Raw genomic sequence first — 18,718 nt, forward strand, 5'->3', positions numbered from 1 at the left:
AGAAAAATCCCATGAACCCAAGGTACAGTGCCCCGCTGATCAAGTCTGTCGCTCTCGGCATCGCCATTGCCACCGCGGGCGTTTCCACGCACGCTGCCGACGACCCCCGCATCGGAACCTACGTCACCACCGCAACGCGGAACGCCGCCGCGGATGCCCCTCCCCGTTCGGCAACACGTTCGATGACCGTGAGCTACCGCGATCTCGATCTGTCACGTCCGGCCGGAATCGGCAGCCTGTATGCGCGACTGGAACGCGCCGCGCGTGCTGTTTGTGTGCCGCGCGAGGTGCGCGATCTCGGCATGCGCCGCGATCAGGCGCGTTGCCATGCGTCCGCAATGGATAACGCGGTCGCGAACATCGACAATCCCGGTTTATCGGGATTCCACCTCGCCCAGACCGGGCGGTCGGTGGGAATCGAATCACGGGTCGCCGACACGCAATGAGCGATGGATGATCCTGACACTCCCTCCCGGTCGCGGCGAGGGAGCTGTCAGAATATAGTGCGGGTCAGGAGGATGCGATGAGCATCTTGCGCCGCAGAAAAGCAATCTGGGTGGAGAGATCGAGGTCCTTGGGGCAGTAATCCTCGCAGCCGAGCAGGCTCATGCAGCCGAACACGCCGTTCTCGTCGCCGATCAGTTCGTAGAACTGCGCGTCGCTGCGGGTATCGCGCGGATCGAGCCGCAAACGGGCGATCTTGTTGAGACCGGCCGCGCCGACAAAATCCTCGCGCATCTGCGCGGTGGCGCAGCCCGCGATGCAGCAACCGCATTCGATGCAACGCTCCAGCTCGTAGATGTCCTGCGCGAGCTGCGGCTCCATGCGTTCTTCCAGGGCGCACAGATCGGGCTCGGCTGCGCGCATGTGAACCCAGGCCTCGAGCCGCTCGCTCATGCCCTGCATCCACTTGCCGGTATCCACCGAGAGGTCCCCGATCAACTGGAAAGCCGGCAATGGCGCCAGCGTGATCCCGGTGCCGAGGTCGCGGGTCAGGGTGCGGCAGGCGAGTCTCGGGCGGCCATCGATCAGCATGCCACAGGCGCCGCAGATTCCGGCACGACAGACAAAATCGAACTGCAGCGAGGGATCCTGGTTTTCGCGGATCTCGTTGAGAGCGATGAACAGCGTCATGCCCTCGGCTTCCTCGACCTCGAAACTCTCCATGCGCGGCTGGCTGCGGGGATCGGTGGGATTGTGGCGCATCACGCTGATGCGCAGCTGCCGGGGTTGCGTCCTGGCGTTGCCGTTCATTATTCGTTCTCCCCAAGACGCGCGTTGCGACCCCGGTATTTCCGCGGCAGCAATTCCTCGCAGGGCATCAAGCGCTGCTGCAGCACGAAGCGGTCCCGCCCGTCGTACTCCGCACGCAGGCGATCCACCTCGGCCTGGCGCGCCGCGCTCGCCGGATGCTCGATATAGTCCCTGGCCCCGTAGCCGCGCCAGCCGGGCGGCAGTTCCATGCGCGTGACGTCGAGCGGCTCGTAGGCGAGCTGCGCCCGCATGGCACCGGCATCGGGCCACGTGGCCAGGGTGCGGTTCAACCAGTCACGATCGTTGCGCTGCGGATGATCGCTGCGAAAATGCGCGCCGCGACTCTCGGTGCGCGCCAGCGCGCCCTGTGCCACGCACAGCGCGAGCTTCAGCATCCGCGGCAAGCGATAGGCTGCCACCAGTTCCGGGTTGGCACCGCGCGCCTGGCTGCGCAGCCCCATGTTGCGACTGCGCTCGAGCAGCAGCCCGAGCCCCTCCACTGCGGCGGCAAGCTTTTCCCCCGAGCGGAAAATTCCCACGTTGTCGGTCATGATCTGCTGCATCTCGTTCATCAATCCGAACGGGTTCTCGGTGCCCGCGCCGCTCGCGATGGCGCTCAGCTGGCGCCGCTCGCGCTCGGCAAACTGCTTCACCAGCGTGGTGGACACGACACTTTCGCTGTCCGCGGAGGCACAGAAATCGGCGATATACTCACCGACGATCATCCCCGCCACCACGGTCTCCGCCACCGAGTTGCCGCCCAGGCGATTGAAGCCGTGCATGTCCCAGCAGGCGGCCTCGCCGGCGGCGAACAGGCCCTTCAGGGTGCGGCTCTCGCCGCGCTGATCGGTGCGCACCCCACCCATCGAATAATGCTGCGCCGGGCGCACCGGGATCAGCTGCTCCGCGGGGTCGATACCGAGAAAATAATTGCAGATCTCGCGCACCTCGCGCAGCCGCGTCTCGATGTGCTTGCGCCCCAGCAGGCGGATATCCAGCCACAGGTGTTTGCCGAAGCGGGTGCTCGCCGCATGCCCCGCCGCAATATGCTCCTCCATGCGCCGCGACACCACGTCGCGCGAGGCGAGCTCGGCCTTGTCCGGCTCGTAATCGGGCATGAAACGGTGCCCGTTGCCATCGAGCATCAGGCCACCATCGCCACGGCAGCCCTCGGTGACCAGGATCCCGGCCGGAAATATCGCGGTCGGATGAAACTGGATGGCCTCCATGTTGCCGAGCGCCGCGCAGCCGGTCTCGAGGGCGATCGCGGCCCCCATGCCCTCGTTGATCACCGCGTTGGTCGTGACCCGGTAGAGACGCCCGAAACCGCCGGTGGCGATGCAGGTCGCGCGTGCCACGTAGGCGACCAGCTCGCCGCTGGCAAGATTGCGCGCAATCGCGCCGCGACAGCACCCGCCCTCGTGGATCAGCGACAACGCTTCCATGCGCTCGTGCACCGGGATCCGGCTGGCCAGCGCCTGGTCGCTCATCGTGAACAGCATCGAATGCCCGGTGCCGTCGGCGACATAGCAGGTGCGCCATTTCCTGGTGCCGCCGAAATCGCGCGCGGTGATCAGGCCGTGGGCCTCATCGCGCTCGCTCAGGGTGACACGCTTGCCGTTGATCACCACCTCATGATCGCCGCGCTGCACCCGGTTCCACGGCACACCCCAGGCCGCGAGCTCGCGCACCGCCTTCGGGGCGGTATTCACGAACATGCGCACCACGTCCTGGTCGGCGCCCCAGTCGCTGCCGCGCACGGTGTCGGCGAAATGCACATCCTCGTTGTCGCCATCGCCCATCACGGCATTGCCGAGGCTTGCCTGCATGCCGCCCTGCGCGGCCGATGAATGCGAGCGCTTGGCCGGCACCAGGCTCAGCACCAGTGCATCGAAACCGCGCCGGCGCGCGGCAATCGCGGTGCGCAGCCCGGCGAGCCCGCCACCGATCACCAGCACATCGGTATGGATGATCTGCATCTCAGTGCGTCCCGCGGTTGCCGGGCACCTGCGGATGCTCCGGTACATAGCGCTCACCGGCGCGATCACGGTGCTCCAGGCCGATCCTCACATAGGTCGCGAGCGTCAGCGTGCCGAGCACCAGGAAGAACACCACGATCAGCGTGATCAGCAAGCGCAGGCGGCGGCGCATGCGCCGCGGATCAGAGGAGCGTATCCAGCCCCATTTCAGGATCAGGCGGTAAAGGCCGATCCCGGCATGGATTTCCACCGCGTAGAGCATCAGCAGATCGAGCGGCCACATGCGCCCGCTCACGGCACGATCGGCCGAGGCATAAGGCCCGATGGCACCCGGGTGTAGCGCCATTTCGTAAAGATGAATCGCAACCACGAACATCAGCACCAGCCCGGTGATCACCTGCAGCAGCCACAGCCAGGTATCGGCATGACGCAACATCCGCGCGTGCTTCATGAAACCGCGATACTCGCGATAGCTCGCCGGCATGCGCCGGATCGATGCCAGTGCATGCACCAGCACCAGCGCCGCTACCGCCAGCACGGCGGCACTGACCAGCCCCGGCACCGGGCGCCGGAACAGGAACTCGCCCTCCATCGCACGCGTGACCGCGTGCATGGCATCCTTGCTGATCAGGATGCTCGAGACCAGCCCCATGTGCACCCACATGAACAGCACGAGAAGCAGCCCGCTCGCACCCTGGATCAGGTCGAGCCGTGCCGGTCCCTTGTCAATGGGTGCTGGTGTCGTGTTCAACTGGCTGGTTGCTGTTCGAGACTGTTGTTGTCGCATTATGTCCGGACAGCGGCGCCACCTCTTGATCTGGTGCAAACGAATTGCAGCCCGCACACCCCGAGCGGCTCGCGTAACACCCGCGTGCCCGCGGCTCCTTGCCCCGAACGGGGAGAGCCGCGCGCGTGTTGCAAGGCCCGGTTCGCAGGCTACAATCGCGCTCCTGTCCGAACCCGCCCGGAAACCCTGAGCAATGAACCTGCGCGACACCCTCAACACCGCGGTCGAAAAGGCGATGCGCGCGATCGATGTTCCCGCCGACTGCCAGGCCCTGCTGACCCCCGGCACGCGCGCCGAATTCGGCGATTACCAGGCCAACGGCGCAATGGCCGCCGCCAAGCGCATGCGCGGCAACCCGCGCGAACTGGCCGCGCGCATCGTGGCTGAACTCGAGCTCGAAGGTATCGCCGAACGCATCGAGATCGCCGGGCCGGGCTTCATCAATATCCACCTGGACACGGCATTCCTGGAACAGCGCCTGGCGCTGGCTGCGGCCGATCCGCGTCTCGGCATCGCCGCGATGGAACAGCCACAGACCGTGGTGGTCGATTACTCGGCCCCCAATCTCGCCAAGGAAATGCACGTCGGACATCTGCGCAGCACCATCATCGGCGATGCGGTGGTGCGCTCACTCGAGTTTCGCGGCGATCGTGTGATCCGCCAGAACCATGTAGGAGACTGGGGCACGCAGTTCGGCATGCTGATCGCGCATCTCGAGGATCTCACGGCCGGCGGCACCTCGATCGAGGACGCCGCGCTGTCCGACCTCGAGGAGTTCTACCGCAACGCCAAGCAGCGCTTCGATGCCGATGCGGCGTTTGCCGAACGCTCCCGCGAGTACGTGGTCCGCCTGCAATCGGGCGATGCGCACTGCCGCCGGCTGTGGCAGCGCTTCATCGATATCTCGGTGCGGCACAGCGAGGAAATCTATCGCGCCCTGAACGTCACGCTGACCCGCGCCGACATCAGGGCCGAGAGCGCCTACAACGACGATCTGCCGCTGGTGATGAAGGAACTCGATGCGCGCGGCCTGCTCGCGTGCAGCGATGGCGCGAAAGTGGTGTTCCTGGAGGAACTGCGTGACCGCGAGGGCAACCCGCAGGCAGTGATCGTGCAGAAGGGCGATGGCGGATTCCTCTATGCCACCACCGATCTGGCGGCCGCGCGCTATCGCGCCGCCACCCTGCATGCTGATCGCGTGCTGTATTTCATCGACGATCGCCAGAAGCTGCATATGCAGCAGGTGTTCGCGATCAGCCGGCGCGCGGGTTTCGTGCCCGAGCGCGTGAGCCTCGAGCATCATCCGTTCGGCAAGATGCTCGGCGAGGACGGCAAACCCTTCAAGACCCGCTCGGGCGGCACCGTGAAGCTGGCCGAGTTGCTCGCCGAAGCGGTGGAGCGCGCCGCCCGATTGCTCGTCGAGCGCAATACCGAGATGGCGCCGGACGAGCGCGCCGCAGTCGCGCGCATCGTCGGGATCGGCGCGGTGAAATACGCCGACCTGGCGAAGAACCGCACCAGCGATTATGTGTTCAGCTGGGATCAAATGCTGAGCTTCGAGGGCAATACCGCGCCCTACCTGCAGTACGCATGCACCCGTGTCGGCAGCATCCTGCGCAAGGCCGGGGTCGATCCCGCGACGCTCCCGGGACCCATTCACATCGGCTCGCCCGAGGAACGCGCCCTGGCGCTGAAGCTGGTGCAGTTCAGCGAGGCCCTGGAGTGCGTGACCCGCGATGCCGCGCCGCACCTGCTGTGCGCCTATCTTTACGATCTCGCCGGGCTTTACATGCGTTTCTATGAAAACTGCCCGGTACTGCGCGAGGACATTTCCGCCGAACAGCGGACGAGTCGCCTGCGTTTGTGCGACCTGGTTGCGCGCACCATTCGCCAGGGCCTCGAACTGCTCGGCATCGAGACACCGCAGCGCATGTAGGAGCAATTCGCACTGCCGTTACGCCGGGCAGGGACAACGATCGCTGACTACACTACGCTCTGCCCCATCATTCAGGATCGTCATGACGCAGCAGGGCCATGAAACGCGCACCGTAGAGGACTGGATCACTCGTATCAACCAGCGCGAGCTCGCGGCGCTGGCCGCCATCGTGCAACGGGTACAGTCGCTGGTCGGTGATGAAGACAGTTCGGCCGCGCAACTGAGCGAGGTATTGCGGCTCGACCCATCGCTCAGCTCGAAAATCCTGCGCATCGCCAACAGCCCGACCTACCTGGTTTCACCCGATCCGGTCACTACCCTCACCCGGGCCACCACCCTGATCGGCTTCGATGCCATCGCCAATATCTGCATCACCAACCGGCTGCTGGAAACGCTGCTGGCAAGGAAGGAGCTTTCGCGCAGCGTGGTGGAGCGCGTGCTCGATCGCACCGCGGCATCTCTGCACGCCGCGGTACAGGCCCGCGTCATGATCAGCAACGCGAGCTCGAGGGAGCGCGAGGAGGCGTTTCTCGGCGCCCTGCTCGAACAGATCGGCGAAAGCGCCTTCTGGAGCCTCGGCGGGGCGGAAATCGATGCCCTCGATACGGCCCTCGCGACGACGCCGCAGAACACCCGGGAAGCCCTCATCAGGAGGACCGTCGGCGGCTCGTTCCGCCAGCTCAGCAGAGGCCTGATCAAGGCCTGGCATCTCGGCCCCGGCACGGCCCTGCACGAACAGATCACGCCCGCGAGAGCGTCGCGCGCGCAGGTCATCCTGCTCGCGAACGAACTCGCCGACTGCGTGGCGTGCGAAGGCTGGGAATCGCCGCTGCTCGATGATCTCTATGCCCGGATCGCGGCACTGACCAACATCGAGACCGGAGCGGCCGCGATGCGGGTGCGCGCCTGCGGTCGGGAGGCCGAGGGCATCGCGCGCTGCTACGGAGCCAGCATGCTGGCCCAGCGCATGAGCCACAAACCGGCAGGTGCGAAATCCCGACGCACCAGCGCGCACGGGGATTCGAGCGTGCGACTCGGCGTACTGCAGGAACTGGGCGCGATGCAGCCCGGCACTGCGGACATCAATACCGTGATGCAGACCGCCATCGATGGCATATACCGCGGCATCGGCATGGATCGCGTCATCGCCGCGCTGCTCAGCGACGATCGAAAAACGCTCTCCGCCCGTTTCTGGCTCGGCGACGGGTGCGAGCAGTGGGGCCCGACTTTTCGCTTTTCCGTGACCAGGCGCGATGACATCCTGCACCAGTGCGTCGCCAACAACCGTTCGTTTCGGCATGATGCCAGTGCCGCGCAAGCCCCGGCCGGACTGATGCCGGCGGAACTTCTGGACTTCTGCCAATCGGGCGACCTGCTGCTGGCACCGGTGCTGGTCGGAACACGCTGCATCGGGGTGTTGTATGCTGACCGTACGCTTTCGGGTGCCGCGATCAGCCAGGAGGATTTCGACGCCTTCGCGGAACTGGCACACCAGCTCGCCCTGAGCATCGAGCTCGTTGGCAAGCCCGCGTCCTGAAGGGCTTCGGTTGCGCCACCGCCCATGGTGAGCGCGCGCGGCGCCGCTGCGGTGGCCGGCAATCAGTGTGGTGCAGTTGCGGCGCGCCGGTCCGCCTCGGCAATCACGCTCGCGCAGGGATCCTCCAGCGTCGAAAAGCGGTCCCACACACTGCTTGCCAGAATCGACAAACCACCGGTGGCGACCGCGGTCCCGCCGCTGATCAGCGTGCCTTTCTGGTCGAGCGTCAGCTCGGGTTTGGCCAGCGTCCCGGAGACCTTGACGTAGGGATTGAGCAGTTGCGTCGCGCTCAAGCCGAGGCCCTCCCTGGCTACGGTCCTGAATTTCAGATCGATGCTCTCGTTGCGCAGGTCCGCGGCGCCATGACTCATGATGTCCAGCGCGCTGGTTCGAATCACCAGCGCCGGATCCGTGCGCAGCACACCTCCTTCGGCGCGCAACGCGTAGGCCGCGCAGATCACGTCGGTGTAGGGCTCGCGCTTCATCAGCGGATTCAGTGTTTGCAGGAGTTGGCCGAAAAAGCTCGAATACATCAGGTTCAGCTTGCTGTTGGGCAAGCGGGCGCCGGCGCTGGTAAAACGCAGGGTGCCACGCAGGGAGGTCGCCAACTCACGCAGACTGCGTCCCTCGCCCGCAAGATCGATCTCCCCATCGTAACGAAGCAGGCCGAACGGGTTGCTGCCACCGAAATCGAGCAGCAGGCTCTTGCCACTTCCCGCCAGGCGCACCAACGGCACCGTACCTGCGGAGCGGATATCGAGCTGCCCCGAAAACGTCCCGTTGCGGTTGGCAAAGCCGATCGGAGCCGCGGCGAGGTTTCCGTGCTCGAGACGGGCATCGAAGCCAACCGCGGAGTATTCGAGCCCCGCGAAGAGCAACTTGTCCGCATGCAACGCGAAGCGGCCGTCGAGCTTGTCCAGCCGCTCCAGCGGCAGCGGGAAATCGGGTATCAGCAATTTGCGCTGCGGGCTCGCCGCTTGCTGCTCGCGAGGGATGAACGGCGTCAGATCCAGGGAATCGGCATGCAGCTCGATATCGACAACAGGACGCGGGGCGAGGCTGATCCGGGCGCGCCCGGAAAGATCGCTGGCGCCGAACGTTGCGCTGAAGCTCTCGAAATCCAACGCAGCCGGTGTGGCCGAGATGCGCGCCTCGAGCCGCAGAGCACTCGCGGGCAGCGTCAGGCCGGGGGGCAATTCGACGCCGGAGCGCCGTCCCGCGGCGGCCAGGTCAGAGATATGCGCATCGAGCTGCAGCCCCATGGCGGAGAGTTCCGGCGCAAACCCGAGCTCACCCTTCAGGCTCACCTTGTCGGTGGCGGTTTCGAGCTGCAGCAGATCGAAGCTCAAGCGGTCGTTTTTCCAGCCACCGCGCGCACTCAGTTGCCCGCGCTGGTGCACCAGCGGCAACCAGCCCAGCTCCGGCAACAGCGCATCGAAACCGTTACCGGTGGCGCTGATGGCGAATTCGCCGCGCGATCCGGCGAGAGGTAGTCCAAGCGTGGCGCTGCCCCCGATAGCGAGATCACCGACGGAGAATTCCAGCTTGCGCACCCGGACGGCATCGCTCGTGCTGCTCAATTCACCTGCAGCATTGAATCGCAGCCCCGGCAATTTGCGTCGTGCCATGCCACTGAACCCGGCGAGGTCCGGCCCCTCGACCCTGAAGTTCAGCGCGATTCCCGGCAGCGCGCGCGGGCTGCCAATCTGCCCATCGAGACGCAAGCGAGCCCCGGCGATCGTGGCCTCGCCATCTTCCAGCCGCCAGGGGCCGCCGCGGGCGCGAAGCAATCGCCCGCCCGCGGTGTAGGGCTCGGCAGGCAGCGAAGGCTGGCCCAGCAAGTCGGTGAGCAGGCGCGGATCCTTGCCCTGCAACGAGACGCGCAGGTCCAGTTGTTCACCAAAGGGTTGCATCCCGATCACGCCGTCGAGTTCGAGCCGATCCCCGCCGAGTTGCAGCGCGCTGCTCTCGAACTCCAACCCGGCCTCGCTCCAGCGCAACCCGCCGCTGGCATCAAAGCTGCCGCCGGGAAAGCCGCCTGTCTTCAATGCGGCTCCGATCGCGGCAAAATCGGCGCCACTGGCGGTGAATTGCAGCTCGCTGCCGTAGAAGCCGGGAGCCTCTCCCAGCGGACCGTCGATGGTGAGTTTCCCGAGCGCGGTGATCGCGGTGACATCGAGCAGCTCGCGGCCTTGCGCCGAGTGTTTCAGGCGGCCGTTCAACTCGAACGGCCCGGCCGCGAGGCCGGGTACATGAAGCAGTTCGCGCAATCGCGCCAGGTCGGCACCCTTCGCTTCGAAGCCGAGATCGCTGCCGCTCAGGCGCTCGATGCCATCGATGCTGCCGTGCACGCGGAGTTGCGCATCTTTCAGTTGTACCGCCAGGGCATCGATGGTGAGCGAGTCTCGCCGTCGCTCCATGTGCAACTCGAGGCTGAAGGATTCGGGCGGCAGATGGTCGAGACGAAACAGCCCGCCCATCACACTGAGATCGGGGCCGGAAGCCGCGAGCTTCAGCACCGCCTTCTCGACGTTCACCGGATCGACGAGTTCACCGCTCCCCTCGAGTCTCAGCTCGCCCACTACACCCGAGAGTTTGCCGCTGATTCCACGATTGCCGGTCCCCGGGGCGACGCTTGCCTCCAGCCTGACGGGGCCGGAACCGAGATTGCGAATTCCCAGGTGATGGCTCAGGTAGTCGGCATCGGGACCGCTGACCGCGAGTACCAGCCGCGTATTCCCCGGGGACCCCAGGTCGTCGATGAGCCCGCTGCCATCCAGCGTCAGTTCCCCGAGTTGCCCCTGCAACGCGACGCGGATGTCCTTGCCCTCGAGCAGACTGCCCAGGGGGCCCACGCTGGCGCTGAAGCGCAGCGGTATGTCATTGGCCTGCCCCGAGGCATTGAAGACCAGCAAGCCATCGGTCCCGGGATGCTGCTCCACGGTGCCGAAGCGAAACTCCAGTGGGCGGCTCAGGCGCGGCCCGCTGTAACGCAACCGGGCACCGGGCATCGAGATCAGTTTCACCAGCAGCGACGGAGCCTCCGGCCAGCCCGATTCGTGCTCTTGCCCGAGGTTGCCGAATTGCCAGTTGGCCTGCCCCTGCGCGTTGCGCTCCAGCAGCACGTCGAGGCCGGCCAGCTCGATCCGCGGGATCACCGCCGTGTCGCGCAACAACGACAGCAGCTCGAGCTCCAGTACCATGCGCGAGACCCGCAGCATCTCGGGCTCGCTGCCCCAACCGGAATTGGCGAGCCGCACCGCTCCCGCGTCGATCCGCACGATCGCGCCCAACTCCAGGCGCAGCTCCCCATCGATGGCGAGCCGGCGGCCAAGCGCAGCGCCAACCGAGGCCTCGAGGCGGCTCTTGAAAAACCCCGGATCGAGCTCCAGCGCAGCCACCAGCGAAACGATCGCCAGCAACGACAGCATCAGCGCGGCGAGGAGAAATCTGCGTACGATCATCATGGCGCGGGAGTGTAGCCCATGGTGGGCGGACAGGCGTGCTCCAGGTGCCGATACATCGCACTGCTCGGTGCGTTCAAGGTACAGTTGGCCCGGGCCATTCATGAACTCATGATCGGAAAATGACACGATGCATCGCTTGCTCGGCTGGATCGTCAATGTGCTCGTCGCGACCCTGAGCGTGCTGGCGACCATCGTCCTGATATATGCGTTGCAGGCGCGCAGGCTTCCCGATCTGCAGCCTTGGCACACGCAGGCACCGGCCGGCGAGATGCAGGCAGCGGAGCTTGACGCCGGATTCACGCTGGATCGCTACCTCGGGCGCGAGCAGGATCTGTTCGAGGAAACGCGCACTGGGCTGTTGCAGTCGATCCCCCTGGAACAGCAGCTGCCCGGCAATCGCTACTGGGCGCAAAGTCCCAACTACCAGTGGCTGTTCCCGCGCGACTGGAACCGCAGCTTCGAGCTGCGGCCGGCGCGGATCGAGGGCGGCGCGTTGCTGTTGCACGGTCTTACCGATTCGCCTTACAGCATGCGTGCAATCGCCCGCGCGCTGTTCGATCGCGGCTATTACGTGCTGGCCTTGCGCATGCCCGGCCATGGCACGGTGCCGGCGGCGCTGGCGCAGGTGACCTGGCAGGACTGGATGGCCGCGACCCGCCTCGGTGCACGGGCAGTACGCAGTCAGATCGGTGCCGACGCGCCGTTGCTGATGGTCGGTTATTCGAACGGCGCGGCACTGAGCGTCAAGCATCAGCTCGATGCCCTCGAGGATGCATCACTGCCACGCGCCGACCGTATCGTGCTGATGTCGCCGATGATAGGGATTTCGCCGAGCGCTGCCCTGGCACGGCTCCTCGGCAGGCTGTCGTTCATTCCCTTTTTCGCCAAGTCGGCCTGGACCGAGGTGCAACCCGAATTCAACCCGTTCAAGTTCAATTCGTTTCCGCTGAACGGCGCGGTGCAGACCCGCGCGCTGACCGAGGAAATCAGCCGCGGAATCGGTCGCCTCGAAGGCAACGGCGGCCTCGCCCGGATGCCGCCGATCCTGGCATTCCAGTCGCTGCTCGACTCCACCGTCAGCACCCGCGCGGTCGTGCGCACGCTGTTCGCTCATCTGCCAGCGAATGGCAGCGAGCTGGTGCTGTTCGATTTCAACCGCAACGCGGTGTTTGCCACGGCGTTCAAGCGCTCCGACCGCGAATTCCTGCGCACCCTGTTCGACGACGATCCGCGCGCCTACCGCCTGCAAGTCATCACCAACAACAGCGAGCACGGCTCCGCTACCGTGCGCAAATCGATTGCCGCCAGATCGCGGGAGATCGTGGAGCACGGCATGGATGTCGGCTATCCGCGCAGCGTGTATTCGCTGTCGCATATCGCGCTGCCGTTCCCGGTCAGCGATCCGGTCTACGGACTGGAGCCGGATTATACGGAATCGTTCGGTGTGCGCCTGGGAACCCTGGTGCTGCACGGCGAACACAACGCGCTCGCGGTACCGCTCGAGCAATTGACCCGTCTCGGTTCCAATCCGTTCTACCCATACCTGGAGCAGCGCGTGCTGCAATGGGCCTCCGCCACCGGTGCCACGCCATGAACCAGCCGATTTCCGCGGAACATTGCGCCTCGTATTACGCCGCAACGCGCAACGATACTCGCGTGCATCCTCCGCTCGAAGGCAGCGTGCGCGCCGATGTGTGCATCGTCGGCGGCGGTTTCACCGGTGTGGCCAGCGCGCTGGGCCTGGCGGAGCGCGGCTACAGCGTGGTACTGCTCGAACAGAACCGCATCGGCTGGGGCGCTTCGGGGCGCAACGGCGGGCAGCTGATCGGGGGCATGAGCGGGCAGCCCGGGTTGCTCCGCCACCACGGTACGGGAGTGGCCGCGATGCTGCGCGAGATCGGCTGGCGCGGCAACGAGATCGTCGAGACACGGATCCGCGATCATGCGATCGACTGCGATTTCAGGCGCGGCTACCTCGACGTGGCACTGAAGCCGCGCCACATGCGTGACTTCGCCGCCAGCGAGAAAGAGCTGCACTCCCACGCAATCGACCCGCAGGCACGCCTGCTCGATGCACGCGAGTTGCGCGCGATGCTCGCCACGGATGCCTATATCGGCGGGCTGCTGATACCGCGCAATGGCCACCTCCACCCGCTCAATCTCTGCCTCGGCGAGGCGCGCGCGGCAGTCGCCCTGGGCGCGCGGATTTTCGAGCGGTCCGCGGTCACGGAAATCGTGCGCGGCCCACGCGCACGGGTAAAAACCGCATGCGGAGAAGTCGCGGCCGATACCGTGCTGCTCGCCGGCAATGCCTACCAGCGGCTGGAACAGCGTCGGCTCGGCGGACTGGTATTCCCCGCGGGCAGCTACATCATTGCGACCGAACCCCTGGACGAAGCGCAAGCAAACGAACTGAACCCGCACGATCTCGCGGTCTGCGACCCGAACAACGTACTCGACTACTTCCGCTTCTCGGCCCAGCGCCACCTGCTGTTCGGCGGGCGCTGCAATTACTCGGGGCGCGAATCGCGCAGTATCCGCGCTGCCATCATGCCCCGCATGCGGCGCATATTCCCGCATCTCGCAAGCAAGCGCGTGGCATACGAATGGGGTGGGCGGATCGGGATCGTGGTGAACCGGGTGCCGCTGCTCGGGCGCCTCGACCGGCAGGTTTTCTACGCCATGGGTTACAGCGGCCACGGGGTGAATTTCAGCCATGTCGCGGCCGAGATCATGAGCGATGCGATCGCCGGAGACATGGAGCGCATGGATGTGTTTGCCCGCGTGCCACACCGGCGCATTCCCTTCGGCCAGGCCTTCGGCAATCAGCTGGTCGCGCTCGGCATGCTCTATTACCGGCTGCGCGACCTGCTGTGATCCGGCAGCGCGCGCGCACCATTGCCACCGCCCCTCGATTGCGCCTCGCCACCGACGCATCCGATGCGGCACAATTGCAGGCATCAGGCACAGGGGAAAACAGGTGACACGGGACGCGGCGGAAACCTCGAACATCGGCGAATCGCTCGCCGCCATTGGCGCGGCGCTCGATGAGTTTGCCCGCTTCGGTCACGGCGATGCCCAGCCGGCACGGGAGCGCTGGCAACGAATGCTGGAGCAGCCGTTGCCGCGGCACGGCGCAGGCCTCGACACGGTGCTCGCGGAGCTTTGCGAGCAGCTGATCCCCAACGGCAGCGCGGTCGCGCGCCCGGGCTTCAGCGCCTACATAACCACCGGGCCGACCACCGTAGCCATTGCCGCCGCCACTGCCGCCATGCTGGCAGCACCCCAGCGCCAGATGCTGCATGCCTTCAATTTCATCGAGGAACTCTCCCTCGACTGGCTGCGCGAATTGCTCGGGCTGCCGGTGTGCATGAAGGGCATCTACAGTTCCGGCGGATCGGTCGCCAACCTGGTGGCGCTCGGTGGAGCACGGCAGTGGGCGCTGGAGCAGGCGGGCATCGATCCGGCGGCCGAGGGCATGAGCCGGCGTGCAGTGCTCTACGCCAGCAGCGAGACCCACCATACCGTCAAGCGCGCGGCCGGGGTGCTCGGCATCGGCCGCAACAACGTCATCAACATTGAAACCGACCGCCAGGGACGCATCGTGCCGCGGGCGCTGCGCGAACGCATCGCGCAGGATCGGGCACGCGACGTACTGGCGGTCGCCGTGGTCGCGAGCGCCGGTACCACCAACACCGGTGCGATCGATCCGTTATACGAGATCGGCAGCATCGCGGCCGAACACGGCCTGTGGTTTCATGTCGATGGCGCCTATGGCCTGTTCGGTATTCTCGATCAGCGCAAGGCGCCGCTGTACCGGGGGATCGAGCTGGCGGATTCGGCGATCGTCGACCCGCACAAGTGGATGGGCGCTCCGGTCGGCGTTGCGGCAAGCTTCGTGCGTGACCGCGAACTGCTGTTGCGCGCCTTCACCCAGGAGCCCGCCGCCTATCTCGAGGGCTCGGTGCACAACGAGGACGCAGTGCACTCGATGGACAGTCTCGGGATTCCCTATGCGGATTTCGGCATCGAACTGTCGGCGGCCCCGCGCGGCGTGGTCGTGTGGGCGATGCTTCGGGAAATCGGTGCCGCCGGCATGCGCGAGCGCGTCGTTCGCCACAACGACATGGCCAGCCACGTCGCCGAGCGCGCGCGCGCCGATCCGCGTCTGGAGCTGCTGCTGGAGCCTACCCTCTCGGTGTGCTGCTTTCGCTTCAGGGCGCCGGGAATCGGGGATCTCGATGCGTTCAACCGTCGCATCCATCGCCGTCTGCTGCAGGGTAACGAGCACTTGCCGAGCACCACCATGGTCAACGGCTGTCTCGCGATACGCCCCTGCTTCATCGGTGCACGTACCACCGCCCGTTACGCCGACGAACTGGTGGATGCGGTTCTGGACATCGGCCAGCGGCTGCTTGCCGCCGACGGCTCCGGCACAGCAATCGCGCTGCCGGTTTGAAGACGCGCAGTCGACCCGCCTGTTGCCCGGAATCAGAGCCCCGCGCAACAATGCACGCCCTGCAGAATCACATTGTCTGAACAGCGCCTGTGCGCGCCGGGAGATTGAACATGGATATCACGATGAACGAACTTGGCGACAAGGCCGCGATCCGCGATGTGCTGTCACGTTATTGCCGCGGCCTCGACCGCATGGACAAGGACATGGCCCGTGCGGTGTTCGCGCCGCAGGCCAGCGCGAATTATTACGGAATTTACACGGGCACCGGCCACGGCTTCATCGACTGGGTGTGGGAAGCGCATCGCGGCATGGAGACGCATTCGCACCAGATCACCAATGTGCTGATCGAGCTCGACGGCGACAGCGCGGTCAGCGAGGCTTATATTACCGTGGTGCTGCAGCAGCAGCGCGAGACCGGAGCGGTGGAAATCCAGGTGCGCAGCCGCTACCTCGATCGCTGGTCGAAACGCGCCGGCTGCTGGCTGATCGTCGAACGCGAGCACGTGATCGACGCCCAATCGGAAGTGCCGCTGCAGGCCATCGTCAAATCAGCCGAGTCGCGGCGCGACCGCGATGACGCCTCATACAGGTTTTTTTCCTGAATCGGGCATAAGTTAAGCCTCTGGCAACCGCCCGCTCTGGCTACCGCAATACAGTTCCGCGACATTCCCAGGACTGGTCGAGCCCGTCGTCTGCGGAGTAATGAAGGCGCGCAATCATGCCTGGACGGCGGCAGCCGGTTACACAATGATGACGCGTTCCACAACGAACCGATCAGGACTGCTGAACGATGGCCTATGTTTTTGTGAAGTACGAATGCCGGACGCCAGCCGCCACCACCTCGGTGTCGCTGGCGCAGATGTACGACACCACGCTGGAGCAGATTGCGTGGATCGATTCGCTCGGGCTGCCACTCACGATCAACTTCTGTGAACATCACGGCGTCGACGACAATTACCTTCCGAGCCCGATGGTGCTGGCGGCCGCCGCCGCACGCCTCACCAGGCACGTACGGCTGCAGGTGAACGTGCTGCTGCCCTATCTGGACCCGCTGCGCGTGGCCGAGGACGTGGCGGTGCTCGATCACCTGAGCCACGGTCGCGCCGAGGTACTGCTGCTGGGCGGCTACGTCAGCTCGGAGCTCGCCATGTTCGGCGTGGATCCAAAGCGGCGCGGCCTGCTGATGGACGAGGGCGTGCGGGCACTGAAGGAGGCGTGGACCGGTGAGTCATTCACCTACCGCGGCCGCCCGGCGCGCATCTTCCCGCGCCCGCTGCAACGGCCGCATCCGCCGATCTTCATGGGCGGCAGTGCGGCGCCCGCCGCGCGCCGTGCGGCCCGTGACGGCGATGCTTTCATCGGCGGCATGCCGCACCTGAACGAGATTTATGTCAGCGAGTGTCAGGCGCTCGGCAGGCAGCCGCGCTACTCGGGCGAGCTGCCGATGGGATTCCTGTACGTGTCGGAAGACCCGGAGCGAGACTGGGCGCGCATCGCTCCGTTCTGCCTCTACGAAACCAACTGCTACGCGCGCTGGCAGCAGAGCTCCACACTCGACATGCTGTTCAGCTCCGCAATGGATGCGGATGAATTGAAAAAGAACGGAACCTACCAGGTCATGCGGCCGGAGGACGCGCTGGCGCGCGCCTCGCGGATGGCGCCGAACGACATCATCACTCTGCACCCGCTGGTGGGCGGGCTCGACGCGGACATCAGCTGGGCAACACTGCGGAATTTCTTCGGGAAGGTCGCACCGCAACTGAGCATCAACCCTCTTTGACGGTGAAGACCAGGCTGCGATGCTGTTCGCCGTGCACTGCCTTTGGCATACTGCCTGCGCTGTGACGCGAGCACGCGCCATCGAAGACGAGATTAATGCCATGCATCGTCTGTCGGGTCAGGACGCCTACTTTCTCTACCAGGAAACGCCCTCGGCGTTGATGCACACGCTGAAGATCCTGGTATGCCGGTCGCCCGCCTCCAGCGATCCGGGAGAGGACTTCCGCGCCCTGGTGCAACGCTCGATGAGTGTGTTGCCGTTGTTCCAGTACCGCGTGATACCGGTGCCGTTCGGTCTGCATCACCCGGTCGTCATCAACGACGGCGGTTTCGATTTCGATATGCACCTGCATCGCATCGTGGTACCGGCACCGGGTGGGCGCGAGCAGCTGGGTCAGGTGATCGGCGAAATCGCGGCCGGAGCGCTCGATCGCTCGCGACCGTTGTGGGAAATCTGGGTGGTCGAGGGGCTGGAAGGTGGACGCATTGCCTACATCAACAAGATCCATCACCTGCTCGCCGACGGAGTGGCCTCGGTCAATTACCTGGCACACGTGCTGTACCGCGATCCCGCCGCGCTCGCCACTCTCGAGATACCGCATTTCACCCGCGAGGAGGAACCTTCCGCGACACGCCTGGTGGCGGATGCATTGCGTGACCTGTTGCGCGATTTCGCGCATTTTCCCACGCTGCTGCGCGACAGCGCGCGGCGGCGCAAGCTGATCGAGGCGCGCAACCGCTCCGCAAGCGTGGTGCCGGCCGCACCCTACTCGAAGGAAATACCCAAGCTGCGCTTCAATCGGGCGCTGTCGAACCTGCGCAACTACGCCACCGCGCAGTTCGCGCTGGATGATTTCAGAAAAATACGCGAACGCCTCGGCGGTACCATCAACGACGTCGCGCTCGGCATGATCGCCGGTGCGATGCGCCGCTACCTGCTGGCCCACGACGATCTCCCGGCGCTACCACTGGTGTGCGCGATCCCGGTCAGTGCCGATCGGGAAGCCGCTGCTGCCCGTATTTCGGGTAACAACCTGGCGTATTTTCACGTGCGTCTGCGCACCGATATCGCGGATAGCCGCGCACGCTACGAGGCCACCCGCGCCGAGACTGCCGCGGCCAAGGAGGTGCTCGAATTGCTTGGACGCGAAGCGGCACGCGAGTGGATGCAATATATCCCGCCGCTGATATTCTCGCGCAGGCGCCAGCGCGACTATCGCGTGCATGCGGCCGACCGCATGGATTTTCCGCTCTCGGGCAACCTGATCGTCTCGAACGTACCGGGCCCCCGCGAAACCCGCTTTACCGCGCGCGGCGATGTCTGCGAAGCGCTGTATTCCGCCGGGCCGCTCACCGAAGGCACCGGTCTCAACCTGACGTTCTGGAGTTACGCCGGGCAAATGAATCTCGGCGCGATCGCGTGCAAGAAAGCCCTGCCCGATCTGCGCCGACTGATAGATGATATGCACGCGGAGTTCGCCGCGTTGCTGGAGGACTCGGGGTAATTCGAGACAGTCAAC

The 18,718-nt window shown here is 65.5% G+C and carries 13 protein-coding genes; 9 read left to right on the forward strand and 4 right to left on the reverse strand.

Annotation, left to right across the window (positions count from 1 at the left end):
- Positions 1 to 11 precede the first annotated feature (11 nt).
- Complete coding sequence (locus IPF49_20425; protein MBK6289958.1) at positions 12 to 446, forward strand: UrcA family protein; 435 nt, start codon at positions 12 to 14, stop codon at positions 444 to 446.
- 64 nt (positions 447 to 510) lie between these two features.
- On the opposite strand, the gene IPF49_20430 is transcribed toward IPF49_20425, so the two are convergent.
- The 3 genes from IPF49_20430 to IPF49_20440 are packed head-to-tail and all read right to left on the reverse strand — an operon-like array spanning position 511 to position 4,020.
- Positions 511 to 1,254 (reverse strand): fumarate reductase iron-sulfur subunit, encoded by a 744-nt coding sequence (locus IPF49_20430; protein MBK6289959.1) that lies wholly within the window; start codon positions 1,252 to 1,254, stop codon positions 511 to 513.
- Positions 1,254 to 3,233: a fumarate reductase flavoprotein subunit gene (locus IPF49_20435; protein MBK6289960.1), complete on the reverse strand. Its 1,980-nt coding sequence runs from the start codon at positions 3,231 to 3,233 to the stop codon at positions 1,254 to 1,256. Before IPF49_20435 ends, IPF49_20430 begins: the two co-directional genes overlap by 1 nt.
- Position 3,234: 1 nt before the next feature.
- Positions 3,235 to 4,020, reverse strand: coding sequence for a fumarate reductase cytochrome b subunit (locus IPF49_20440; GenBank protein ID MBK6289961.1), 786 nt, complete (start codon positions 4,018 to 4,020; stop codon positions 3,235 to 3,237).
- A gap of 193 nt (positions 4,021 to 4,213) precedes the next feature.
- Here IPF49_20440 and argS point away from each other — a divergent pair, with 193 nt between their 5' ends.
- Positions 4,214 to 5,956 carry an arginine--tRNA ligase gene (gene argS, locus IPF49_20445; GenBank protein MBK6289962.1) on the forward strand — a complete coding sequence of 581 codons (1,743 nt, stop codon included), beginning with the start codon at positions 4,214 to 4,216 and terminating at the stop codon, positions 5,954 to 5,956.
- Between the two features lie 82 nt (positions 5,957 to 6,038).
- On the forward strand, positions 6,039 to 7,493 hold the full coding sequence (locus IPF49_20450; protein ID MBK6289963.1) for an HDOD domain-containing protein: 1,455 nt from the start codon (positions 6,039 to 6,041) through the stop codon (positions 7,491 to 7,493).
- Positions 7,494 to 7,555: 62 nt separating this feature from the next.
- Here IPF49_20450 and IPF49_20455 read toward each other — a convergent pair whose 3' ends face one another.
- Positions 7,556 to 11,086, reverse strand: coding sequence for an AsmA family protein (locus tag IPF49_20455; protein ID MBK6289964.1), 3,531 nt, complete (start codon positions 11,084 to 11,086; stop codon positions 7,556 to 7,558).
- A gap of 1 nt (position 11,087) precedes the next feature.
- Here IPF49_20455 and IPF49_20460 point away from each other — a divergent pair, with 1 nt between their 5' ends.
- The 6 genes from IPF49_20460 (at position 11,088) to IPF49_20485 (ending at position 18,703) form a co-directional block, all read left to right on the forward strand.
- Positions 11,088 to 12,554, forward strand: coding sequence for an alpha/beta fold hydrolase (locus IPF49_20460; GenBank protein MBK6289965.1), 1,467 nt, complete (start codon positions 11,088 to 11,090; stop codon positions 12,552 to 12,554).
- Positions 12,551 to 13,837: an FAD-binding oxidoreductase gene (locus tag IPF49_20465; GenBank protein MBK6289966.1), complete on the forward strand. Its 1,287-nt coding sequence runs from the start codon at positions 12,551 to 12,553 to the stop codon at positions 13,835 to 13,837. Before IPF49_20460 ends, IPF49_20465 begins: the two co-directional genes overlap by 4 nt.
- Before the next feature lie 103 nt (positions 13,838 to 13,940).
- Positions 13,941 to 15,419 (forward strand): pyridoxal-dependent decarboxylase, encoded by a 1,479-nt coding sequence (locus tag IPF49_20470; protein ID MBK6289967.1) that lies wholly within the window; start codon positions 13,941 to 13,943, stop codon positions 15,417 to 15,419.
- A gap of 110 nt (positions 15,420 to 15,529) precedes the next feature.
- Complete coding sequence (locus IPF49_20475; protein ID MBK6289968.1) at positions 15,530 to 16,021, forward strand: nuclear transport factor 2 family protein; 492 nt, start codon at positions 15,530 to 15,532, stop codon at positions 16,019 to 16,021.
- Positions 16,022 to 16,209: 188 nt separating this feature from the next.
- Positions 16,210 to 17,199, forward strand: coding sequence for an LLM class flavin-dependent oxidoreductase (locus IPF49_20480; GenBank protein MBK6289969.1), 990 nt, complete (start codon positions 16,210 to 16,212; stop codon positions 17,197 to 17,199).
- A gap of 100 nt (positions 17,200 to 17,299) precedes the next feature.
- Positions 17,300 to 18,703, forward strand: coding sequence for a wax ester/triacylglycerol synthase family O-acyltransferase (locus tag IPF49_20485; protein ID MBK6289970.1), 1,404 nt, complete (start codon positions 17,300 to 17,302; stop codon positions 18,701 to 18,703).
- Positions 18,704 to 18,718 lie beyond the last annotated feature (15 nt).

The organism is Gammaproteobacteria bacterium (assembly GCA_016705365.1).
In the GTDB taxonomy this organism is placed as follows: domain Bacteria; phylum Pseudomonadota; class Gammaproteobacteria; order Pseudomonadales; family UBA5518; genus UBA5518.